This is a genomic window from Streptomyces sp. PTL18 (assembly GCF_059510295.1).
Window position 1 is genome coordinate 304322 of record NZ_JCAJZO010000002.1, and the last position, 19404, is coordinate 323725.

Here is a 19404-nt window from a genome sequence, read left to right on the forward strand (position 1 = left end):
CCAGCAGCCGTACTCAGACATCGACGGTCACGTGGTGAACGTCACGAAACGCTGGATCACGTCAATCATTACTTCGCGTAACAGTAGCTATTCGGACATCGCAACCACGCCGGCGCCTTTTGATAACAGCGCAATAACCGAAACCACGTACCGCTCGGTTTGGAGCCACCTAGAGTGCGGCAGCGGGACCGCCTTCCCGGAACTGTTCGGAGTGACCCCCATGAACCCTCAACGCAGTAACAGCTCGCTCCCCAAGCCGGGCCGCTCGGCCTACGGCATGGCGACGGCTGTGGTTCTCGTGCTCATACCCGTGGTGGTACTGAACGGAGGCGACTGGCTCCAGCAATTCCTCAACTTCGGTGCTGGCGTACTCTCGCTTGTCTCGCTGAGCTGCTCGGTGATCTGGGGTCTCGTCGCCCAGGACCGCATCTTCCTCAATATCCGCCAGCGCATCGTGGCCCAGGGCATCCACCGGGTCACCGCGGTCGCCTCGATCGCCTTCCTCCTCGTCCACGTCACCGTCAAGATCGCGCTCCAGCACACCGTCCTCATCGCAGCGATCATCCCCTTCAGCCTCGGCGTCTCGGGCAGCGGCGGGCTCATCGGTCTCGGCTCCCTGGCCGGTCTGCTCATGATCTTCGTGGGCATCACCGGCGCGCTGCGCAACCAGTTCGCATCCCCGGCACCGGTCGCCGCTCGCTGGCGTGCGATGCACATGCTGGCCTACCCGTCCTGGTGCGCGGCACTGCTCCACGGTCTGTACGCGGGACGCCTGGCGAAGCCGTTCTTCTTCTTCGCGTACGAGATGTGCCTCGTCGGGGTCATGGCGGCACTGGCCCTGCGCGCGGCGCCGCGCCCGTTCAAGCGCAAGGTGGCCGACAGGATCTTCGCGTTCGTCGGGGCGGACGGCGGACCGGGACGCGAAGGACTGGACGCCAGTCGTGCCCGCAACGCGGAGGCGGCGGCCGCCCTGGCGGGCTTCTCGAGCCGCTCGGCGGACCGCGACACCGGCCGGGAGGGTCTGGTCCCCCCGCAGCCCTCCACGCCCCTGTACGAGGCTCCCGCGGCCCGCACCATGGCCCCGGAGCCCGGCAACGGTTTCGCGGCCGCCTATCGGGCCACATCGGCCGCCCCGCGCGCGCAGACCCCGATGACGCCGGACGCGACCCAGCGCATGGACCTGCCGTTCGACACGCAGGCCACCGGGGCCATGCCGCGCGTCGACGTCGGCGGCAGCACCTCGGGCAGTTGGCCGATCCCGTCACCGCCGCCCGTCGGGGAGGCTCCTCCCTCGGCCTACGACCCGCTCCAGGACACCGGCTACACCATCCCGACCTATGACAATCCGGGGTACAACGGGTACGGCGCGAGTGAGATGTACGACACGGGTGAGACGAACGTACCGTTCGGCACGTACAACTCGAACAACACGTACAACAGCGGTCCCGCAACGGAAACGCTCCCCGGCGCCTTCGACACGCCGGGAGCCGGCGAACCCTGGAACGCGCCTTCCGGAGGCTTTAAGTGAACGAGGCCCTGCCCGACGTCCCGGAAGTCCGGGTGGTCGGGCTTCCGCAGCTCACGTCGGGCTTCGACCTTGTCGAGAGACTCGACCTGCCCATGCACCTGAAGGTGCACGGCCCGCTGGAGCCGATGGGCGGCGAGCAGCTCGCACAACTCGCCGAGCAGATCAACCTCAGGGGACGCGGCGGCGCAGGCTTCCCCTTCCACAAGAAGCTGCGCTCGGTCGCCGAGTCCGCGATCCGCCGCGGCATCCGGCCGGTCGTCGTCGTCAACGGGAGCGAGGACGAGCCCGCCTGCCGCAAGGACACGGTGCTGATCAACCGTGCCCCGCACCTGATCCTGGACGGCGCCCTACTGGTCGCGGAGGCCCTGGGCGCCCGCCAGCTCGTCGTCGGCGTGACACGTGCCTCCACCGAGCGGTCGATGGAGCAGGCCCTGGCCGAACGCGGGTTGAGCGACCGGCGCGGTGCGCCCATCCGCGCGCGCGTGCAGCGCAATCCGGTACGCATGGTCACCGGTGCGGCCGCCTCGCTGATCCGTTCGATCGACGGCGGTCCGGCCATCCCCCCGGGGCGCAAGACCAGCGCCTCGCAGAGCGGGGTGGGCGGCGCGCCCACGCTTCTGTCGAACGCCGAGACGTTCGCCCAGCTGGCGATCGCGGCGCGTATCGGCGCCGAGCGTTACGGCAACACCGGTCTGTACGACGAGCCCGGCACCGTCATGCTCACCGTCTCGGGCGCGGTCAACCGCCCCATGGTGATCGAGGTGCCGACGGGTGTGCCGCTGCGGTACGTGCTCCAGCTGGCCGGCGCCCCGCCGGTCCCGCAGGGCGTGCTGACGGGTGGCTACCACGGCAAGTGGATCGATGCGGCGACCGTCAACGAGGCGGTCGTCTCCCGGAACTCCCTGGACGCCGTGGGCGGCTCGCTCGGCGCCGGCGCGATCCTGCCGATCAGCCAGGAGACGTGCCCGCTGGGCGAGTCCCTGCAGGTGGCGAAGTGGCTGGCGGAGGAGAGCGCGGGCCAGTGCGGCCCCTGCTACCTCGGTCTGCCGGCCGCGGCGCGCGGTATGGAGGACATCCTCAACGGCGGCGGCCCGGCCGCCCTGGAGGCCCTCAAGCAGGTCGCCAAGGCCGTGAAGAGACGCGGGGCCTGCTCCCACCCGGACGGCTCGGCGATGTTCCTGGAATCGACCATCAAGGCCTTCACGGACGACCTGGCGGCACACGTCCTCGGCAACGGCTGCGGCAGGCCCGTGGAGGGCGTGCTGCCGCTGTTCGAGGGCGGCAGGGCCCCGACGGGCATCCCGGGCGGCGGACAGGCCGAGCCGGAGGCTGGGGCCAGCCGGCAGAAGATCTACGTGGACTGGACGCTGTGCCGTGGCCACGGGCTGTGCGCGGACATCCTCCCGGAGGTATTCGAACTGGGCGCCGACGGCTTCCCCACGGTCGCCCAGGCGCCGGTACCGCTGTACGCGGAGGCGAAAGCCCTGCGTGCCGTCCGCCGCTGCCCGGCGCTCGCGCTGCGGATCGAGGAGGAGGCCCCGCGCTCCGGTGGTCCGTCACGCAACCTGCCCGTGCTGTCGCAGGGCCGCGGACGCCGGGCTCTCGGGCGCTGACCACACGAAGCGGCGGGCCACCCGGCCGGGGGCCCGCCGTCCCGTTTGTCAGCACCCGCGTACGCGGGTGTCCCACGCCGTCTGCGCCGAACGTACGACGAAGGCGGCCCATCCCTCGGATGAACCGCCTTCAATTTCTGTGGAGCTAAGGAGAATTGAACTCCTGACCTCCTGCATGCCATGCAGGCGCTCTACCAACTGAGCTATAGCCCCTCGTGGCCACGCGGCGGAGCCGCATCGTGTCCTTGTCGCCCGGTTTCCCCGGCGGCGACGCCAACATTACACGGTCCACCGGGTGGAACACCAAATCGTTTCCCGCGTCCCCGCGTCAGGCCGTGGCGAACGAGTAGAAGCGTTTGAGCGTGCAGTGCTCGTCGAGGAGGCGGCCGTAGATCGGCTCCCCCTCGAGCTCGCGGTAGGTCTCGATCGGGTCGCCTTTTATGATCAGTGCCCGTGCGCATTCCTCGCACCAGTACTGGTAGTCCGGGTTGACCGGCTCCATGTCGCGGACGATCGGCGTGCCGCTGCCGCACCAGTCGCACTTACGCCTGTGTGCACCCATCGATCAGCTCCAGCTGTGGCCGCAGGCCGTGCACACGTAGGAGATTCCACCGTTGTCGCCGAGCACCTGGGCGACGTGGGACGAGCCGCACGAGGGGCAGTCGAGGAGGGTGGCATTCCGACGTGTCACCGCCACTGCGAGGAGATCGTGGACCTCCCCGCGGATGCTCGCTGGCATCGCTACTCCCTCCCGTCGGGCCGCGCCCCCTTCCGGCCGTTTGATTCTGCCACGGCCGGACCAATACGGTCAGCGACGCCTTCGTACCAGTCCGGACACGGCACCCAGCGTGGCCGTCGCAGCCAGCGCGTACATGCACACGAGGAGCGCGTCCGAAGAGGTATACGCCCCAGGGGCCCCCAGTGACTCAAGCCGGTTGAGGAAGAGTGCGCCGAAGACCGCGACGCCGACCAGCTGACCGAGCTGGGTGACCGTGGCGAGCAGGCCACTGGCGTCTGCCGCGTCCTCGGGCCGTACGGTGGCGAGGGTCCTGGTCAGCGTGGGGCTGAAGGCGAGCGCCAGGCCGGCGCCGAGGCCCACGAAGGCCGCGTACAGCCAGGCTCCGCCGTGGCTGCCGCCGTGCAGCGCGAGGCCCACCCCGGTCACGGACAGGCCGGCGAGCAGGAATCCCGCCGGGATCAGGTGGCGTTGCCAGGAGGCCGGCCACTGGCGCCAGGTCAGACCGGCCAGTCCGAACACCACGGCGGTCGGTGCGAAGCTCAGGCCGGCCCGCAGGGCGCTGTAGCCGAGGCCGCCCTGGATGTGCAGGGTGAGCGAGAAGAGGAAACCGGCGTTGACCGCCATCACGGCCAGCAGCCGGAAGACCGCGAGGCCGACGCCGGGATGGCGCAGCACCCTCGGCGCGATCAGCGGCGCCCCGCCGCGCCGGGCGAGCCGGGACTCGTACCCCTGGAACAGGGCGAAGACGATCGCCGCGGCGGCGAGGCACAGCCAGGACCACAGCGGCCAGTGCTCCTCCTGGCCGAGCACGAGCGGCACGGTCAGCAGCGAGACGGCGGCGCCGAGCAGCACCAGGCCCAACAGGTCGAGGCCGCGCGAGCGCGCCCCGGCATGCGCGTCGTCCCGCGGCAGGACGCGGCTGCCGACAGCCAGCAGCACCGCGCCGACGGGCACGTTCACGAGGAAGACCGGCCGCCAGCCGGCGCCGAACAGGTCGGCGCTGACCAGGACCCCGCCGAGCACCTGCCCGGCGGCGGCACCGGTGGCCAGGACGGCGGAGTAGGCCCCGAGCGCCTTCGCCCGTGCCTCTCCGGTGAAGTGACGCTGTATCAGGCTGAGCACCTGCGGGATCATCAGGGCCGACCCGGCTCCCTGCACCAGCCGGAAGACGATCAACTCGCCCGTTCCCCCGGCCAGTCCGCAAGCCAGCGAGGCGGCCGTGAACACCGCGATCCCCACGAGGTGGACCCGGCGGTGGCCCAGCAGGTCACCGAGGCGCGCGCCGGTGATCAGCAGCACGGCGTACGCGATGGAGTACCCGGCGACCACCAGCTGCAGTCCGGCGCCGCTCGCGCGGAGGTCGGAACCGATCGTGGGTACGGCGACGTTGACGATGAAGACGTCGAGCAGGGCCATGAACTGGGCGGTGAGCACAACCGCGAGCAGCCGGCCGGGGCGGTTGTCAGTGGTGGGGGTTTTACTGGACGCAGGTCGAATTCCGGGAGTGGCTCCGGGAGTCGCGGAAGTTGTCGTCGTCATGCCTGGAAGCCTGACGACGGCCGGACACGGGTGACGAGAGCCCGCCGATGCTGGTACCGACAGCACCTGGCAGCGGTCGGCTCCGGGTCCGACGATGGAGACGGGGGACGTGGGGACCATGACGACGACACAGCGCCGCAGGCCGGAGCTGGCCGCCTTCCTGCGCAGCAGGCGGGCCCGGGTGACGCCGGCCGACGTGGGCATGCCGCCGGGACTGCGGCGCCGGACACCGGGCCTGCGCCGCGAGGAGGTGGCGCAGCTCTCGGGGGTGGGCGTGACCTGGTACACATGGCTGGAGCAGGGCCGCCCGATCAACGCCTCGCCACAGGTCCTGGACGCGGTGGCGCGCACGCTGCGCCTGGACCAGCCGGAGCGGGAGCATCTGTACCGGCTGGCCGGCGTTCCCTACGACCGGGGCGGGGAGGGGCTGCCGCAGCGGGTCGGCCAGGACGTCCAGGACGTCATCGACGCCCTGGACCCGCGTCCGGCGGTGGTCTACAACTCGCGCTACGACGTCCTCGCCACGAACGCCGCCTACGGCGACCTGTTCCAGATCCCGAGGACGCCGGACATCGGCGCGGCGAACGCGCTGTGGACGCTGTTCACCGTGTCGGAGGAGGCCTGCCCGGTGGTGCACCGGGAAAGGGAGCTGCCGGTGATGGTGGCCACCCTTCGCTCCGCGTACGGCAGACACGTCGGTGAGCCGGCGTGGGAGGACTTCATAGGCAAGCTGTCGGCGGCCAGTGCGTACTTCGCAAAGCTGTGGGCGAGCGGCGAGGTGGTCCCGCCCGGGCCGCGGGGGAAGACCTTCCGGCATGCCGCGGTGGGCGAGTTGCGGCTGGCCACGCTCTCCCTGTCGATCGACGGCATGGCGGAGTGCCGGATCGTGGTGTACACGCCCGAGAACGCGGACTCCTGGGAGAAGCTGGCACGACTGCGGGAGCGGCGGCAACGGCTGTGGCCGCCCTCGGAGGTGGTGTGAGACACGGCCAGGGGGGCGCGGTACACGCAGGATGCAGCACATGAAAAATCCCGCCCCTGCGGGACGGGATCTTCCGTATCGATCTTTGACAACTCAAGAGTGTCGATATGTGGAGCTAAGGAGAATTGAACTCCTGACCTCCTGCATGCCATGCAGGCGCTCTACCAACTGAGCTATAGCCCCTTGCGCCACGCGGCGGGCCGCATGGTGTTTCGCCCCGCTCGGCGGGGCGAACAAGAAGAACTTTAGCCTGCGACCTGCCAGAAAGTGAAATCCGGGTCCGGGGCGCCGGCGAGGCCGCTCAGTCGTCGTCGCCGAGGACGGGTTCGGGCAGGGTGCCCGCGTTGTGTTCGAGGAGGCGCCAGCCGCGGGTGCCTTCGCCGAGGACGGACCAGCAGCAGTTGGAGAGACCGCCGAGACTCTCCCAGTGGTGGGCTTCCAGGCCGAGCAGACGGCCGATGGTGGTACGGATCGTGCCGCCGTGGCTGACCACGACGAGCGTGCCGTCCACGGGGAGCTTCTCGGCATGGCGCAGGACCACGGGGGCGGCTCGGTCGGCGACCTCCGTCTCCAGCTCGCCACCGCCGCGGCGGACGGGCTCGCCGCGTTTCCAGGCCGCGTACTCCTCGCCGTACCGGACGACGATCTCCTCGTGGGTCAGCCCCTGCCAGACGCCCGCATACGTCTCGCGGAGCCCCTCGTCGAGGGCGACCTCGAGGCCGGTGAGCGTGGCCAGCTCGGCGGCCGTGGCGGTGGCGCGCCTGAGGTCGGAGGCGACGATGGCGTCCGGCTTCAGCGAGGCGAGCAGGCGCGCGGAACGGCGGGCCTGGCCGATGCCGGTCTCGGTCAGTTCGACGTCCGTGGAGCCCTGGAAGCGGCGCTCCACGTTCCAGGACGTCTGCCCGTGGCGCCACAGGATGATCCGGCGCCCCCGGCCCTTCTTCGCCGTGTCGGTGCCCGCTACCGTCACCGCAGCTCCCCGCCCAGCTCGGCGTCCAGCTCGGCGGCGTCCCGGGCGGCCTGCAGCCTGGCGTGCTCCTCGGCCTTGCCGCGGGTCGCCTTGGCGTCGGGCGGCAGGTCCAGCTCGGGGCAGTCCTTCCACAGGCGCTCCAGGGCGTAGAAGACGCGCTCCTCGCTGTGCTGGACGTGCACCACGATGTCGACGTAGTCCAGGAGCACCCAGCGAGCCTCGCGGTCGCCCTCGCGGCGAACCGGCTTGGCGCCGAGCTCCTTCAGCAGCCGCTCCTCGATCTCGTCGACGATCGACTTGACCTGGCGGTCGTTGGGGGCAGATGCCAGAAGGAAGGCGTCCGTGATCGACAGTACATCGCTGACGTCGTAGGCGACGATGTCGTGCGCGAGCTTGTCGGCGGCCGCCTGGGCGGCGGTGTTGATGAGTTCCAGAGAGCGGTCCGTGGCGGTCACTACAAGGCTTTCCGTCGGCGGTCAGTGATACCTCAAGGGTCTCACGGACCGCCGACGGCACCCCATGTGATTAATGGAGCACGCCCCGGGGCCTGGGGTGTGGCCCGCGTCACGAGGACGACTTGAAGTCCTTGCCGAGCACGACCGAGACGTTCACGTTAGAGGCGCCGGTGCCCTTCTTGACGGCGCTGGTGGGCAGGCCGAGGGTCTTGGCGACCTCGATGGCGTTCTGCTTGTCGCCGTCGTCGGCGTAGGTGACCCGGGAGGTGGCCTGCGCGGGACCGGAGCCGGCGCCGACGGCGGTGTAGCCGCCGTTGACGAGGGCGACCCGGGCCTGCTCGGCGGTTGTCTGCGAACCGGTGGCGTTCTTGAGGCCGACCCGGACGGCTTCCCCGGCCTGGGGGCTCTTCACGGTGCCACCGAGCAGGGTCCTGACCACCGTGTCGGTGGCGTTCCGGCCGATGGTGCCGTCGGACTGGACCGGCAGCAGCGCGGTCTTGTAGTCGCCCTCTTTGGCCTGGTTCGCGAGCTTGGCCAGGAAGGTGCCGAGATCCTTGTCGGTCAGGGAGGGGTCGAGGATCTGGGCGAGCGTCTGCACGGTGGTCGTCGCGGCCTGCGGGTCGGAGGACATCTTGCGCAGCACGCCCTGCATGACCTGGCCGAACCGCTCCAGCTGGGCGTCCTGGGATTCCCCGGTGGCGCGGTAGGTCGCGTAGGCGACGGCCATCTTGCCGCTGAGGGTCTGGGCCTGCCCCTTGTGCACGAGGGGCGCGCCGCCCTTCTTCTTGGCATCCGGGTCGGGGACGTCGGCGTTGGTGTCGACCTCGATGTTGCCGACGAGTTCGACGAGGTTCTCCAGGTAGGGGGTGTCGAGGCGCCAGGTGCCCTCGATCTTCGTGCCGAGGACCGAGTCGATCGCGTCGCTGGTGCCGGAGGAGCCGTCGTCGGCGACCGACTTGGCGAGGGTGGTCGTGCTGCCGTCGTCCGAGGTCAGGGCGAGGGAGTTGGGCAGCAGGACGGTGGCGCCCTGCTTGGTGGTGGTGTTGTCGACGAGCAGCGCCGTGGAGGTGCCGCCGCCCTTGGTGTTGTGCAGGTGGACGACGATCACGTCGCGGTTCTGGGCGGCGGCGGCCGTCGTCGCCGTGCCGGACCTGCCGCCGGAGGAGAGGCCGGGCAGCTTGCCCGCGTACCAGAGGTAGCCGACGCCGCCGAACGCCACCAGGGCGAGGACCACGGCCAGCGAGATCACCCGGCTGCGGGCCCGGCGACGGGCCTCCTCGCGGCGCTCGGTGCGGTTCTCGGTGAACTTCAGCCAGTCGATGACGTCCTCGGAGTCGCCGTCGGGCTCCTCGACGAAGGCGAACTGCTCGGTGCGGTAGTCGCGCTCGCCCTGCGGATCCGTCGCGAAGGTCTCGTCGTCGCGGGGCGCTCCCCGGTCGGCGAAGCCGGTTCCGGGCCCGTGCCCCGGGGCGCCGTCGGCCGGGCCCGCCTGGTGCGGGATGTAGGCGGTCTGTTCGGCGACGCGCGGCTGCCGGCCGCTGGTCGCGGCCTGGCCGTACGGGTCGTGGCCGCCGCTCGCGGAGGTGGTGCCGTAGGGGGCGTAGGCATCGTACGAGGGAGCGGGCGGCTGCTGGCCGGTGTCATGGGAGGACACAGGCGGCTGCTGGCCCGTGTGGTTGGGCCCCACGGGCTGCTGGGTGCCGGTCGCATACGGGTCGTAGCCGTAGCCCTGGTGCTGCCGGCCGGGTTGGGTGCCGTACGGGTCGTAGGCCTGCGGGGTCCGCTGTGCGGGCACCTGCCGGTACACAGGCTGTCCGAACTCGTCGTAGCCGACGAGCTCGTATTGGTCGCCGCCCGCGTATCCGTCGTATCGATCGTTCACCGGTGCCCCTCTCGGCTCACTCGCCGCGGTACAGCTGCCGCTTGTCGATGTAGCGCACCACGCCGTCCGGCACCAGGTACCAGACGGGTTCGCCCTTGGCGACTCTCGCACGGCAGTCCGTGGACGAGATGGCGAGCGCGGGAACTTCGATCAGCGAGACGCCGCCCTCGGGAAGGCCCGGGTCGGTCAGGGTGTGCCCGGGGCGGGTGACGCCGATGAAGTGGGCCAGGGAGAACAGCTCGTCCGTGTAGCGCCAGGTGAGGATCTGGCTGAGCGCGTCGGCGCCGGTGATGAAGAAGAGGTCGGTGTCGGGGTTGAGGGCCTTCAGGTCACGGAGGGTGTCCGTGGTGTAGGTGGGACCGCCGCGGTCGATGTCGATGCGACTGACCGAGAACTGGGGGTTCTCGGCGGTCGCGATGACCGTCATCAGGTAGCGGTCCTCGGCGGGGGTGACCTTGCGGTCGGTCTTCTGCCACGGCTGCCCGGTGGGCACGAACACGACCTCGTCCAGGTGGAACTGGGCGGCGACCTCGCTGGCCGCCACCAGGTGGCCGTGGTGGATCGGATCGAATGTTCCGCCCATGACGCCGAGGCGGCGCTTGCCCGGGTTCGACGGCCCGCTCCCGGGGCCGGATCCCGTGCCCTTCGCCGGACCGGTGGGCGTGTGCTGCTCTCCCATGCGTGCAGACCCTACCGGCCCGGTCGGCGGACACCGGTCCGCAGGCCCCCCGGGGGCCACGACCGGACCGTTCGCCGGACTCAGCGGTCGCGGTTGAAGCGGGTGGTGATCCACAGCAGCAGGAGGAGGACGGCGAGGGCGCTCCCGCCGGTCACGAAGGGGCTGAGGCTCGCGTGGCGCTCGCCCACCCCCTCGGCGAGGGTGGCCAACTGGGCAGCGGTGCTGTGGAAGCTCATCTTCGGCAGTACCTATCCGGTGTGGGCGGGATAAAGACGTCGGCTCATCGTATGCGGGCGCGTTCCCGGGCATCACGGCGACTCCGCCGTTGGACGCGGGGCCGCGCGCCGGATCGCGCCGGGCCGGTCCGGGCGGGCGGTTCCGGCCTGCCGGGCGCCGCGCCACGGCGCGACCGGCTCAGTCCTTGCGCTTGTAGCCCCGCAGCAGGAACCAGCCGGTCAGGACGCAGCCGAGGACCATCACGATCAGGACGACTCGGAGCAGGTTGCCCGAGCCCTGTCGGGCGGTGGCCGCGGCTGCCTCGGTGAGCCAGGCGGTGGCGGTGTGCTCCATGAGATCGCTCCTTGTGGTGTGCTGCCCTGTCACCGTATCTCCGCCTAGGCTGGACACCGCTTCGGAGGCGCACCGCGCGGGCCGCGCACAGTGAGCCATCAGACACGTGGGGGAACACATGTCCGACGACGGTCAGGGTCAGAACGGTGAGTACGCGCCCAGCAGGCAGCGCAGGCGCTTTCCGGGGATCTCCTCGCGCGCGTACGAACACCCGGCAGACCGTTCGGCCCTGGTGGCCCTGCGGAAGCTGAGCGGCTTCGACACGGCGTTCAAGGCCCTGAGCGGTCTGCTGCCCGAGCGCAGCCTCAGGCTGATGTTCCTCTCCGACTCGGTGCGGGTCTCGGACGCGCAGTTCCCCCACCTCAACGACATGCTGCGGGACGCCTGCTACATCCTGGACCTGGAGAAGGTCCCGCCGATGTACGTCACCCAGGACCCACGGCCGAACGCGATGTGCATCGGCCTCGACGAGCCGATCGTCGTCCTGACGACCGGACTGGTGGAACTGCTGGACGAGGAGGAGATGCGGGCGGTCGTCGGCCACGAGGTGGGACACGCGCTCTCGGGCCACTCGGTCTACCGGACCGTCCTGCTCTTCCTGACCAACCTGGCGCTGCGGGTCGCCTGGATACCGCTGGGAAACCTCGCGATCATGGCGATCGTGACCGCGCTGCGGGAATGGTTCCGCAAGTCTGAGCTGTCCGCGGACCGGGCCGGTCTCCTGGTCGGGCAGGATCTGCAGGCCTCCATGCGCGGGCTGATGAAGATGGCGGGCGGGAACCATCTGCACGAGATGAACGTGGACGCGTTCCTCGAGCAGGCCGAGGAGTACGAGGCCGGGGGCGATCTGCGGGACTCCGTGCTCAAGATCCTCAACGTGCTGCCCCGCACGCACCCCTTCACCACGGTTCGCGCGGCGGAGCTGAAGAAGTGGGCCGCGTCCCGGGACCACCAGCGGATCATGGACGGTCACTACCCGCGCCGCAGCGAGGACGGGGACACCTCGGTGTCGGATTCGTTCCGGCAGTCGGCGGCGAGCTACGCGAACGAGGTCAGGCAGTCCAAGGACCCGCTGATGAAGCTGGTCAACGACATCGCGGGCGGCGCGGGCGACCTCGGCGAGCGGGTGCGGCGCGGCTTCGCGGGCTTCTCGGGCGGCGCTCCCAAGGACGCGCCGCGCGATCCGGAAGACGGCCACCCGGGCGAAGAGAGCCCCTACGGCCACGACTGACGGCCGACCCCGCACCGGATAGACCCGGCGACGGCCACCCGCACCGCACAGGCCCGGCGGCTTCGGCAACTGTCGGAATCCCTGGTGATCAGTGCGCCTGGACCCTCGGTTCCGCGCTCGTCGACAGCGTGCCGCACAGGGCCGTCGGGCTGTCGGTCGCGAAGGGGTCGGTGCCGGCCGGGCCGCCCGCCTTGGCGGTCTGGCCGGCGAGCAGCGGCCTGAGGTGGCTCGCGGTGTCCTCGGTGCAGGCGAGCGGTCCGGCCTGGACGTAGGCGGCGACCACCTCGGCCTGGTTCAGGCGCAGGTCGTCACGGTCGAAGCGGAAGGTCAGCTCGCGGCGCACGGTGAACAGCGACGCCCTGGCCCTGGCGTCGGAGCCGGCCGGCTTCAGCGCGTACACCACGGTGTGGTCGGCGCTGACCTCGAGCCTGTCGGAGTTGGTCTCCGTGGCCTGGAGCGTGCCCTGGACGCGGATGTTCTGGTCGGCGAGCCGGGCGTGGGAGGGATCGAAGCGGACCAGCCAGCCGGTGGCTGCGTGCCGCCCGTCCGCGACGGGGTGGGAGAAGCTCTGGTCGAACTGGTCGAGCTGCTGCGGGTCGAGCAGCAGGCGCACCGGGCGGACGGCACCGCCGGTGAGGACGGCCGGGTCCAGCGAGGACTCGACCAGGTAGTCCTTGGCGATGCCCAGGGCGGCGTAGACCTGGCTCTCGGAGAAGTGTGCGGTACTCCGGGCGGCGGGGAAGGTGATGCCCTTGGCGCCGACACGGAACTGCGCGGCGGGGCTGTGCGCGTACAGCTCCTCCGGGTCGGTGGCGCCGGGTACGGCGGACTGCGGGGCCAGGGGTATCACCGTCATGCGCAGCGGCTCCACGGTCTGCGCCCTGGGCGTCTGGTACGGGTGGCGTACGCCCATGTAGATCGCGGTGGCGAAGGCGACGGCTATGAGCAGGACGAGGATCAGCGCCTGTCTGGGCAGTGAGCGGTGCAGGAACGGGCGACGGCGGACGGCGAGGGCGTGGTCGGCCATCCGCTCCTCGGCGGAGTACTCCTGGAGGCGGGCAGCCCGCACGAACGACTCGTCGAACACGACGGATCGGTACTCGTCCTCGCCACCGCTGGGAGCACCCTCGGGCCGCCCCTCGGGTGGGTCTCCAGGCCCGCCCATATCTTCAGAGTAGGTCTCCCGGAGCCCGGGTAAACGCCCTGGTACACGACAAGTTCTGACAGGTCCTCACCAGGATTTCGCACGAGTTTCGAACCCGGCTCGGCGCCCGCTGCGAGGACGGGACGGCGTATCCCCCCGTGAGCTTGTGGAACGCCCGGTTCGACGGTCGGTTCGGCGGTCAGGGAGTCCGCGGGACCGCCGAGAACGCCGGCGGCGAGTATTCCGCGGAAGCCGAGGGGCCGGTGCCCGCGCTGGCTTCCTGACCCTGCTCCAGGCCGGTCGGGGCGGGCGAGGGGACCTGGTCCTGACGGCCGGAGGACCCGCCCCGGTACACCGCGGTGAAGGCCAGGGCGACCATGCCGATGCCCATTACGAGAGCGAGCATCCAGGCGACCGGGCGGTGCCAGCGGGCGCCCTTGCCGTAGGCCCTGCCGAAGGGGCCCGTGGTGCCGTAGCGGCCCTCCAGGACGTCCAGGTCGTCCAGGTCGTCGGGGTCCAGGCCGCGGCCGAAGCCGTCGTCGGACCCGAACCCGTCGTCATAGGCTTCGTCGTCGCCCCGTGCCGCCCTGCCGCGCGCCCGGCGCGCCTCCGCCTCCTGGGCGTCGGCACGGGCCTGGGCGGCGGCGAGGAGTCGCTCCACGGCCGTCGGCTCGTGGACCGCGGCGGCCCGTATCCAGGCCTCGTCGAAGACCGCGGAGGCGAACTCTTCGTCCATCGCTCCGCGGTCGCGGTCGTCGTCGGGCTCCTGGCCGTCAGCGAACGGCATGCCCCCCACGTCCTCCGGCACGGATCCAGAGTAGACCTGGGGGGTCATTTTGGGCAGGCGGTAGGGAAATTCATCCGCCTGGCGAGACGGTTCACCGGTGGCTGCCGGCAACCGTCACGGCGGGGATGGAACGAGCGCTCACTCAGCGCCGTACATGCCCGTCGCCGGTGACGATGTACTTGGTGCTGGTCAGCTCCGGCAGCCCCATCGGGCCCCTGGCGTGCAGCTTCTGGGTGGAGATCCCGATCTCCGCACCGAAGCCGAACTGGCCGCCGTCCGTGAAGCGCGTGGAGGCGTTCACGGCGACCGTCGTCGAATCGACCAATTGGGTGAATCGGCGGGCGGCCTGCTGCGAGGTGGTGACGATCGCCTCGGTGTGCCCGGAGCTCCACAGCCGGATGTGTGACACGGCCCTGTCGAGGGAGTCCACGACGGCGGCGGCGATGTCGTACGACAGGTACTCGGTGTCCCAGTCGTCGGGCGTCGCCTCCACCACGGTCGCCCGGGAGTCCTTGGCGTACGCCATCACGCGCTCGTCGGCGTGCACGGTGACCCCGGCGTCCGCGAGGGCGTCCAGGGCGCGCGGCAGGAACTCGGGTGCGATGTCCTGGTGGACCAGCAGCGTCTCGGCGGCGTTGCACACGCTGACCCGCTGCGCCTTGGAGTTGATCAGGATGTCGATCGCCATGTCGATGTCGGCCCGGGCGTCGACGTAGACGTGGCAGTTGCCGGTGCCGGTCTCGATCACCGGGACGGTGGACTCCTCGACGACCGTACGGATCAGGGAGGCGCCGCCGCGCGGGATGAGCACGTCGACCAGGCCGCGGGCGCGCATCAGCTCGCGCACCGACTCGCGGCTCTCGCCGGGCACGAGCTGCACGGCGTCGGCGGGCAGCCCGGCGCCGCCCACGGCGTCGCGCAGCACCCGTACGAGCGCGGTGTTCGACTCGTAGGCGGAGGACGAGCCGCGCAGCAGGACCGCGTTGCCGGACTTCAGGCACAGGGCGGCGGCGTCGACGGTCACGTTCGGCCGGGCCTCGTAGATGATTCCGATGACGCCGAGCGGGACGCGGACCTGGCGCAGGTCGATGCCGTTGGGCAGGGTGGAGCCGCGGACGACCTCGCCGACCGGGTCCGGCAGGGCGGCGACGTCCCGGACGTCGGAGGCGATGGCCCGGATCCGCTCGGGGGTGAGCGTGAGCCGGTCGATGATCGCCTCGCTGGTGCCGGCTTCCCGGGCCTTGGCGATGTCCCTGGCGTTGGCCTCGACGATCTCGCTCGTGCGGACCTCCAGTGCGTCCGCCATGGCGAGCAGCGCGTCGTCCTTCTCGGACCGGGGCAGCGGCGCGAGGTCTGCGGCGGCGGCCCGGGCGCGGTAGGCGGCCTGGGCCACCGGGGACATGGAGTCGTATGGCGAGAGCGTGGTCATGAGGGAAGCGTAGTGCGCCGGACGTCCCCCTTCAGGGCTCGTTCCACACACCGAGACGCGCTCAAAACGGGTGAACTCCGACCGGTGTGGCCGGTGGCGGCCCGTACCCCTCGGTGACCCGCTGGTGGTAGGTGTCGCGGTCGACGACCTCCAGGCCGACGATCTCCCAGGGCGGCAGCCCCGCGCTCTGCCGGTGCTCGCCCCACAGGCGCAGCGCGACCGCCGCGGCGTCGTGCAGGTCGCGGGCCTCCTCCCAGTAGCGGATCTCGGCGTGGTCGCGCGCGTAGCGGCTGGTCAGCAGGAAGGGATGGTCGTTGGCCAGTTGTTCGAGAGAACGCCGCACCTCCTCGAGCGGCGTCTCCTCGCCCGAGACACTGAGCGTGACGTGCCACAGCCGGGGCAACTCGCCGGGCTCCTGGTACGACGCCTGCCCGGCCGGGACGCTGGTCAGCGCGCGCTGCTCGTCGGCCCTGCGCGGGCTGCCGCCCCAGGCGGCACCGGAGGTGCCACGACCGCGGGGCGCCGCCCCAGGGCGCACTCGTCTCACGACGGCCTCCTTACGCGGTGCTCGTGCGGAATGGGTGCCAGGGACTCCGTCGGTCGAGCAGTCCCCACGACCAGTGCAGCAGGCCGCGGGGGCCCATGGGGCGGTTTTGCGGAACGTCCCTCACCGGACGGGCCGGGAGTGCGGGACTTCCGGCTCCCTCGCGGACGCCGCGAAACGCGGGCTTGCGGAACCGCGGGCGTGCGGAAGGCGGGCTTGCGGAACCGCGGGCGTGCGGAACGCGGGCTTGCGGAACCGCGGGCGTGCGGAATGCGGGCCTACGGATTCACGGGTGCAGGACGACCAGGTCGTCCCGGTGGACGACCTCGCGTTCGTAGGCGGGGCCCAGTTCGCGCGCCAGTTCCCTGGTCGAGCGGCCGATCAGCAGGGGGATCTCCTTGGCGTCGAAGTTGACGAGCCCGCGCGCGACCGCCCGTCCCTCGCCGTCGCGCAGTTCGACGGGGTCGCCCGCGCTGAAGTCGCCCTCGACCGCCGCGATACCGGCGGGCAGCAGCGACTTGCGGCGTTCGACGACCGCCCGCACGGCCCCGTCGTCGAGGGTGAGGGCGCCCTGCGGGGCGGAGGCGTGCTGCAACCACAGCAGCCGGTCGGCGGAGCGCCTGCCGGTGGGGTGGAAGTAGGTGCCGGTGTCGCGGCCCGCCAGCGCGTCGGCGGCGTGCACGGCGGAGGTGAGGACGACGGGGATGCCGGCCGCCGCCGCGATCCGGGCCGCCTCGACCTTGGTGACCATGCCCCCGGTGCCGACACCGGCCTTGCCCGCGCTGCCGATCTCGACGCCCTCCAGGTCGGACGGCCCGTGTACTTCGGCTATCCGGGACGTGCCGGGCTTGCTGGGGTCGCCGTCGTAGACGCCGTCCACGTCGGAGAGCAGGACCAGCAGGTCGGCCCGGACGAGGTGGGCGACGAGCGCGGCGAGGCGGTCGTTGTCGCCGAAGCGGATCTCGTCGGTGGCGACGGTGTCGTTCTCGTTGACGACCGGCAGCGCGCCCATCGCGAGGAGCTTGTCGAGGGTGCGGGAGGCGTTGCGGTGGTGGGCACGGCGGCTGGTGTCGTCGCCGGTCAGCAGGATCTGGCCGACGCGGATGCCGTAGCGGGCGAAGGAAGCCGTGTAGCGGGCCACCAGGAGGCCCTGGCCGACGCTCGCGGCAGCCTGCTGGCGGGCCAGGTCGCGAGGGCGGCGGCGCAGGCCGAGGGGCGCGAGACCTGCGGCGATGGCACCGGAGGAGACGAGGACGACCTCCCTCTCTCCGCCGTCCGCCCGCCTCCTGCCACCGCCCTCGGCGGAGGCCCTTCGGGCCGCCCCCTGCTTACGGTGCTTGGCGAGCACGTCGACGAGGGCGTCGACGCGGTCGGCGTCGAGCCCGCCCGCGGCCGTGGTCAGTGAGGAGGAGCCCACCTTGACGACGATCCTGTGGGCCTCTTCCACGGCCTGCCTTGCGCCTGCCACCTGCTGTTCTTCCCCTCGCGCGCGGTACCGCTCCCGCCCGGCAATCTACGCGAAGACGCACGGGTGCCGCGCACCGGTCCAGGAAGCGGACGATGACCGGTCGCGCGCCGCGACGGGGCGGTCCCGCGCCGCGACGGGGCGGTCCCGCGCCGCGACGGGGCCGGACCACGCCGAGACGGGGCCGGACCTGCCCCGCGATGGGACAGGTCCCGCACCCTGACGGGCCAAACCCGCCCCACGATCGGACGGTCCCGCTGGAGTCGGGGGCCCCGAATCCGGGGCCCCCGGCCGTCAGAACGCCTCGAAGTCGTCGAACTCGCGCTCTGCCTCGTCACGCTCGGCCTGCCGGTCCCTGCGCCGCTGCGCGGCAGGTCGTACGCCCTCGAGCCGGTGGTCCTCGCCACGCCGTCCGAGCATCTCGGCGCCGGCCATCACCGACGGCTCCCAGTCGAAGACGACCGCGTTGTCCTCGGGCCCGATGGCGACGCCGTCCCCGGGCTTCGCCCCCGCCTTCATCAGCTCCTGCTCGACGCCGAGGCGGTTGAGCCGGTCGGCGAGGTAGCCGACGGCCTCGTCGTTGTTGAAGTCGGTCTGGCGCACCCAGCGCTCCGGCTTCTCGCCGCGCACGCGGAAGAGCCCGTCGGCCTCGCGCGTGACGGTGAAGCCCGCGTCGTCGACGGCCTGCGGCCGGATGACGATCCGGGTCGCCTCCTCCTTCGGCTTGGCGGCGCGCGCCTTCGCGACCAGGTCGGCGACGGCGTACGACAGTTCCTTCAGCCCGGTGTGCGCCACCGCGGACACCTCGAAGACGCGGTAGCCGCGGGCCTCCAGGTCGGGCCGCACCATCTCGGCGAGGTCCTTGCCGTCGGGGATGTCGATCTTGTTGAGGACGACGATGCGCGGGCGGTTGTCGAGGCCGCCGTACTGCTTGAGCTCCTCCTCGATGATGTCGAGGTCGGAGACGGGGTCGCGGTCGGACTCCAGCGTGGCCGTGTCCAGCACGTGCACGAGGACGCTGCACCGCTCGACGTGCCGCAGGAACTCCAGGCCCAGTCCCTTGCCCTGGCTGGCGCCCGGGATGAGCCCGGGGACGTCGGCGATGGTGTAGACGGTCGAGCCCGCGGTGACCACGCCCAGGTTCGGGACGAGGGTGGTGAACGGGTAGTCGGCGATCTTCGGCTTGGCGGCGGACAGCACGGAGATCAGCGAGGACTTGCCCGCGCTCGGGTAGCCGACGAGGGCCACGTCCGCGACGGTCTTCAGCTCCAGCACGATGTCGTGCACATCACCGGGCTCGCCGAGCAGCGCGAAGCCGGGCGCCTTGCGGCGGGCGGAGGCCAGCGCCGCGTTGCCGAGGCCGCCGCGGCCGCCCTGGGCGGCGATGTACGAGGTGCCGTGGCCGACCAGGTCCGCCAGCACGTTGCCCGCCTTGTCGAGGACGACGGTGCCGTTCGGGACGGGCAGGACCAGGTCCTGGCCGTCCTTGCCGGAGCGGAAACCGCCCTCGCCGGGCTTGCCGTTGGTGGCCTTGCGGTGCGGGGAGTGGTGGTAGTCGAGCAGCGTGGTCACCGACTGGTCGACGGTGAGGAGCACGTCGCCGCCCCGGCCGCCGTTGCCGCCGTCGGGGCCGCCGAGCGGCTTGAACTTCTCGCGATGCACGGAGGCACAGCCGTGGCCTCCGTTACCCGCGGCGACATGGAGTTCGACGCGGTCCACGAAGGTGGTCATGGTTCAGTGCCTCCAGAAAACGTATGGGTGACGTGCTGTACAACAAGCGAAAGGCGGACCCGCCTTCCCGACCGGGAAGTGAGGTCCGCCTCGCGAGACGTTCGGTCGAAGCCGTG

Annotated in this window: 19 protein-coding genes and 2 tRNA genes; 4 read left to right on the forward strand and 17 right to left on the reverse strand. The window is 71.3% G+C overall.

Annotation, left to right across the window (positions count from 1 at the left end):
• The first annotated feature begins 220 nt into the window (after positions 1-220).
• Both AC5WS8_RS05780 and AC5WS8_RS05785 read left to right on the forward strand, forming a co-directional pair.
• Complete coding sequence (locus AC5WS8_RS05780) at positions 221-1528, forward strand: cytochrome b/b6 domain-containing protein (protein ID WP_496102185.1); 1308 nt, start codon at positions 221-223, stop codon at positions 1526-1528.
• Complete coding sequence (locus AC5WS8_RS05785; RefSeq protein WP_496102186.1) at positions 1525-3141, forward strand: NADH-ubiquinone oxidoreductase-F iron-sulfur binding region domain-containing protein; 1617 nt, start codon at positions 1525-1527, stop codon at positions 3139-3141. Before AC5WS8_RS05780 ends, AC5WS8_RS05785 begins: the two co-directional genes overlap by 4 nt.
• A gap of 140 nt (positions 3142-3281) precedes the next feature.
• Here AC5WS8_RS05785 and AC5WS8_RS05790 read toward each other — a convergent pair.
• The 4 genes from AC5WS8_RS05790 to AC5WS8_RS05805 form a co-directional block, all read right to left on the reverse strand.
• Positions 3282-3354 (reverse strand) — tRNA-Ala (locus AC5WS8_RS05790).
• Between the two features lie 115 nt (positions 3355-3469).
• Positions 3470-3703: a hypothetical protein gene (locus tag AC5WS8_RS05795; protein WP_016643127.1), complete on the reverse strand. Its 234-nt coding sequence runs from the start codon at positions 3701-3703 to the stop codon at positions 3470-3472.
• 3 nt (positions 3704-3706) lie between these two features.
• Positions 3707-3880, reverse strand: coding sequence for a hypothetical protein (locus AC5WS8_RS05800; RefSeq protein ID WP_200417343.1), 174 nt, complete (start codon positions 3878-3880; stop codon positions 3707-3709).
• A gap of 69 nt (positions 3881-3949) precedes the next feature.
• Positions 3950-5314, reverse strand: a complete 1365-nt coding sequence (locus AC5WS8_RS05805) for an MFS transporter (protein WP_496102187.1) — start codon at positions 5312-5314, stop codon at positions 3950-3952.
• 223 nt (positions 5315-5537) lie between these two features.
• Here AC5WS8_RS05805 and AC5WS8_RS05810 point away from each other — a divergent pair, with 223 nt between their 5' ends.
• Positions 5538-6401 carry a helix-turn-helix transcriptional regulator gene (locus AC5WS8_RS05810; RefSeq protein ID WP_496102188.1) on the forward strand — a complete coding sequence of 288 codons (864 nt, stop codon included), beginning with the start codon at positions 5538-5540 and terminating at the stop codon, positions 6399-6401.
• 110 nt (positions 6402-6511) lie between these two features.
• On the opposite strand, the gene AC5WS8_RS05815 is transcribed toward AC5WS8_RS05810, so the two are convergent.
• The 7 genes from AC5WS8_RS05815 to AC5WS8_RS05845 form a co-directional block, all read right to left on the reverse strand.
• A tRNA-Ala gene (locus AC5WS8_RS05815) sits at positions 6512-6584 on the reverse strand.
• Positions 6585-6702: 118 nt separating this feature from the next.
• Positions 6703-7371, reverse strand: coding sequence for a histidine phosphatase family protein (locus tag AC5WS8_RS05820; RefSeq protein WP_496102189.1), 669 nt, complete (start codon positions 7369-7371; stop codon positions 6703-6705).
• Positions 7368-7826, reverse strand: coding sequence for a ribosome silencing factor (gene rsfS / locus AC5WS8_RS05825; RefSeq protein ID WP_496102190.1), 459 nt, complete (start codon positions 7824-7826; stop codon positions 7368-7370). Before rsfS ends, AC5WS8_RS05820 begins: the two co-directional genes overlap by 4 nt.
• A 109-nt stretch (positions 7827-7935) precedes the next feature.
• Positions 7936-9708 (reverse strand): LCP family protein, encoded by a 1773-nt coding sequence (locus AC5WS8_RS05830; RefSeq protein WP_496102191.1) that lies wholly within the window; start codon positions 9706-9708, stop codon positions 7936-7938.
• 16 nt (positions 9709-9724) lie between these two features.
• A complete protein-coding gene (gene nadD, locus AC5WS8_RS05835; RefSeq protein WP_496102192.1) occupies positions 9725-10387 on the reverse strand; it encodes a nicotinate-nucleotide adenylyltransferase in 663 nt (220 codons plus the stop codon).
• A gap of 80 nt (positions 10388-10467) precedes the next feature.
• Entirely contained in the window at positions 10468-10623 is a 156-nt protein-coding gene (locus AC5WS8_RS05840; protein ID WP_496102193.1) for a hypothetical protein, read from the reverse strand.
• A 178-nt stretch (positions 10624-10801) separates the two neighbouring features.
• The gene (locus tag AC5WS8_RS05845) at positions 10802-10957 is read right to left on the reverse strand and encodes a hypothetical protein (RefSeq protein WP_496102194.1); all 156 of its coding nucleotides are present in this window, start codon (positions 10955-10957) and stop codon (positions 10802-10804) included.
• Between the two features lie 118 nt (positions 10958-11075).
• Between AC5WS8_RS05845 and AC5WS8_RS05850 the strand changes: the two genes are divergently transcribed.
• Positions 11076-12188 (forward strand): M48 family metallopeptidase, encoded by a 1113-nt coding sequence (locus tag AC5WS8_RS05850; RefSeq protein ID WP_496102195.1) that lies wholly within the window; start codon positions 11076-11078, stop codon positions 12186-12188.
• A gap of 88 nt (positions 12189-12276) precedes the next feature.
• Here the strand turns inward: AC5WS8_RS05850 and AC5WS8_RS05855 are convergent, their stop codons facing one another.
• The 6 genes from AC5WS8_RS05855 to obgE form a co-directional block, all read right to left on the reverse strand.
• Entirely contained in the window at positions 12277-13353 is a 1077-nt protein-coding gene (locus AC5WS8_RS05855) for an SCO2583 family membrane protein (RefSeq protein WP_496102196.1), read from the reverse strand.
• A gap of 178 nt (positions 13354-13531) precedes the next feature.
• Positions 13532-14140, reverse strand: a complete 609-nt coding sequence (locus AC5WS8_RS05860; protein ID WP_496102197.1) for an SCO2584 family spore wall biosynthesis protein — start codon at positions 14138-14140, stop codon at positions 13532-13534.
• Between the two features lie 121 nt (positions 14141-14261).
• The gene (locus AC5WS8_RS05865; RefSeq protein WP_496102198.1) at positions 14262-15548 is read right to left on the reverse strand and encodes a glutamate-5-semialdehyde dehydrogenase; all 1287 of its coding nucleotides are present in this window, start codon (positions 15546-15548) and stop codon (positions 14262-14264) included.
• Positions 15549-15609: 61 nt separating this feature from the next.
• Positions 15610-16095 carry a DUF8830 family protein gene (locus AC5WS8_RS05870; RefSeq protein WP_496102199.1) on the reverse strand — a complete coding sequence of 162 codons (486 nt, stop codon included), beginning with the start codon at positions 16093-16095 and terminating at the stop codon, positions 15610-15612.
• A 283-nt stretch (positions 16096-16378) separates the two neighbouring features.
• Positions 16379-17560, reverse strand: coding sequence for a glutamate 5-kinase (gene proB / locus AC5WS8_RS05875; protein ID WP_496102200.1), 1182 nt, complete (start codon positions 17558-17560; stop codon positions 16379-16381).
• A gap of 291 nt (positions 17561-17851) precedes the next feature.
• On the reverse strand, positions 17852-19288 hold the full coding sequence (gene obgE, locus AC5WS8_RS05880) for a GTPase ObgE (RefSeq protein ID WP_496102201.1): 1437 nt from the start codon (positions 19286-19288) through the stop codon (positions 17852-17854).
• Positions 19289-19404: the final 116 nt, after the last annotated feature.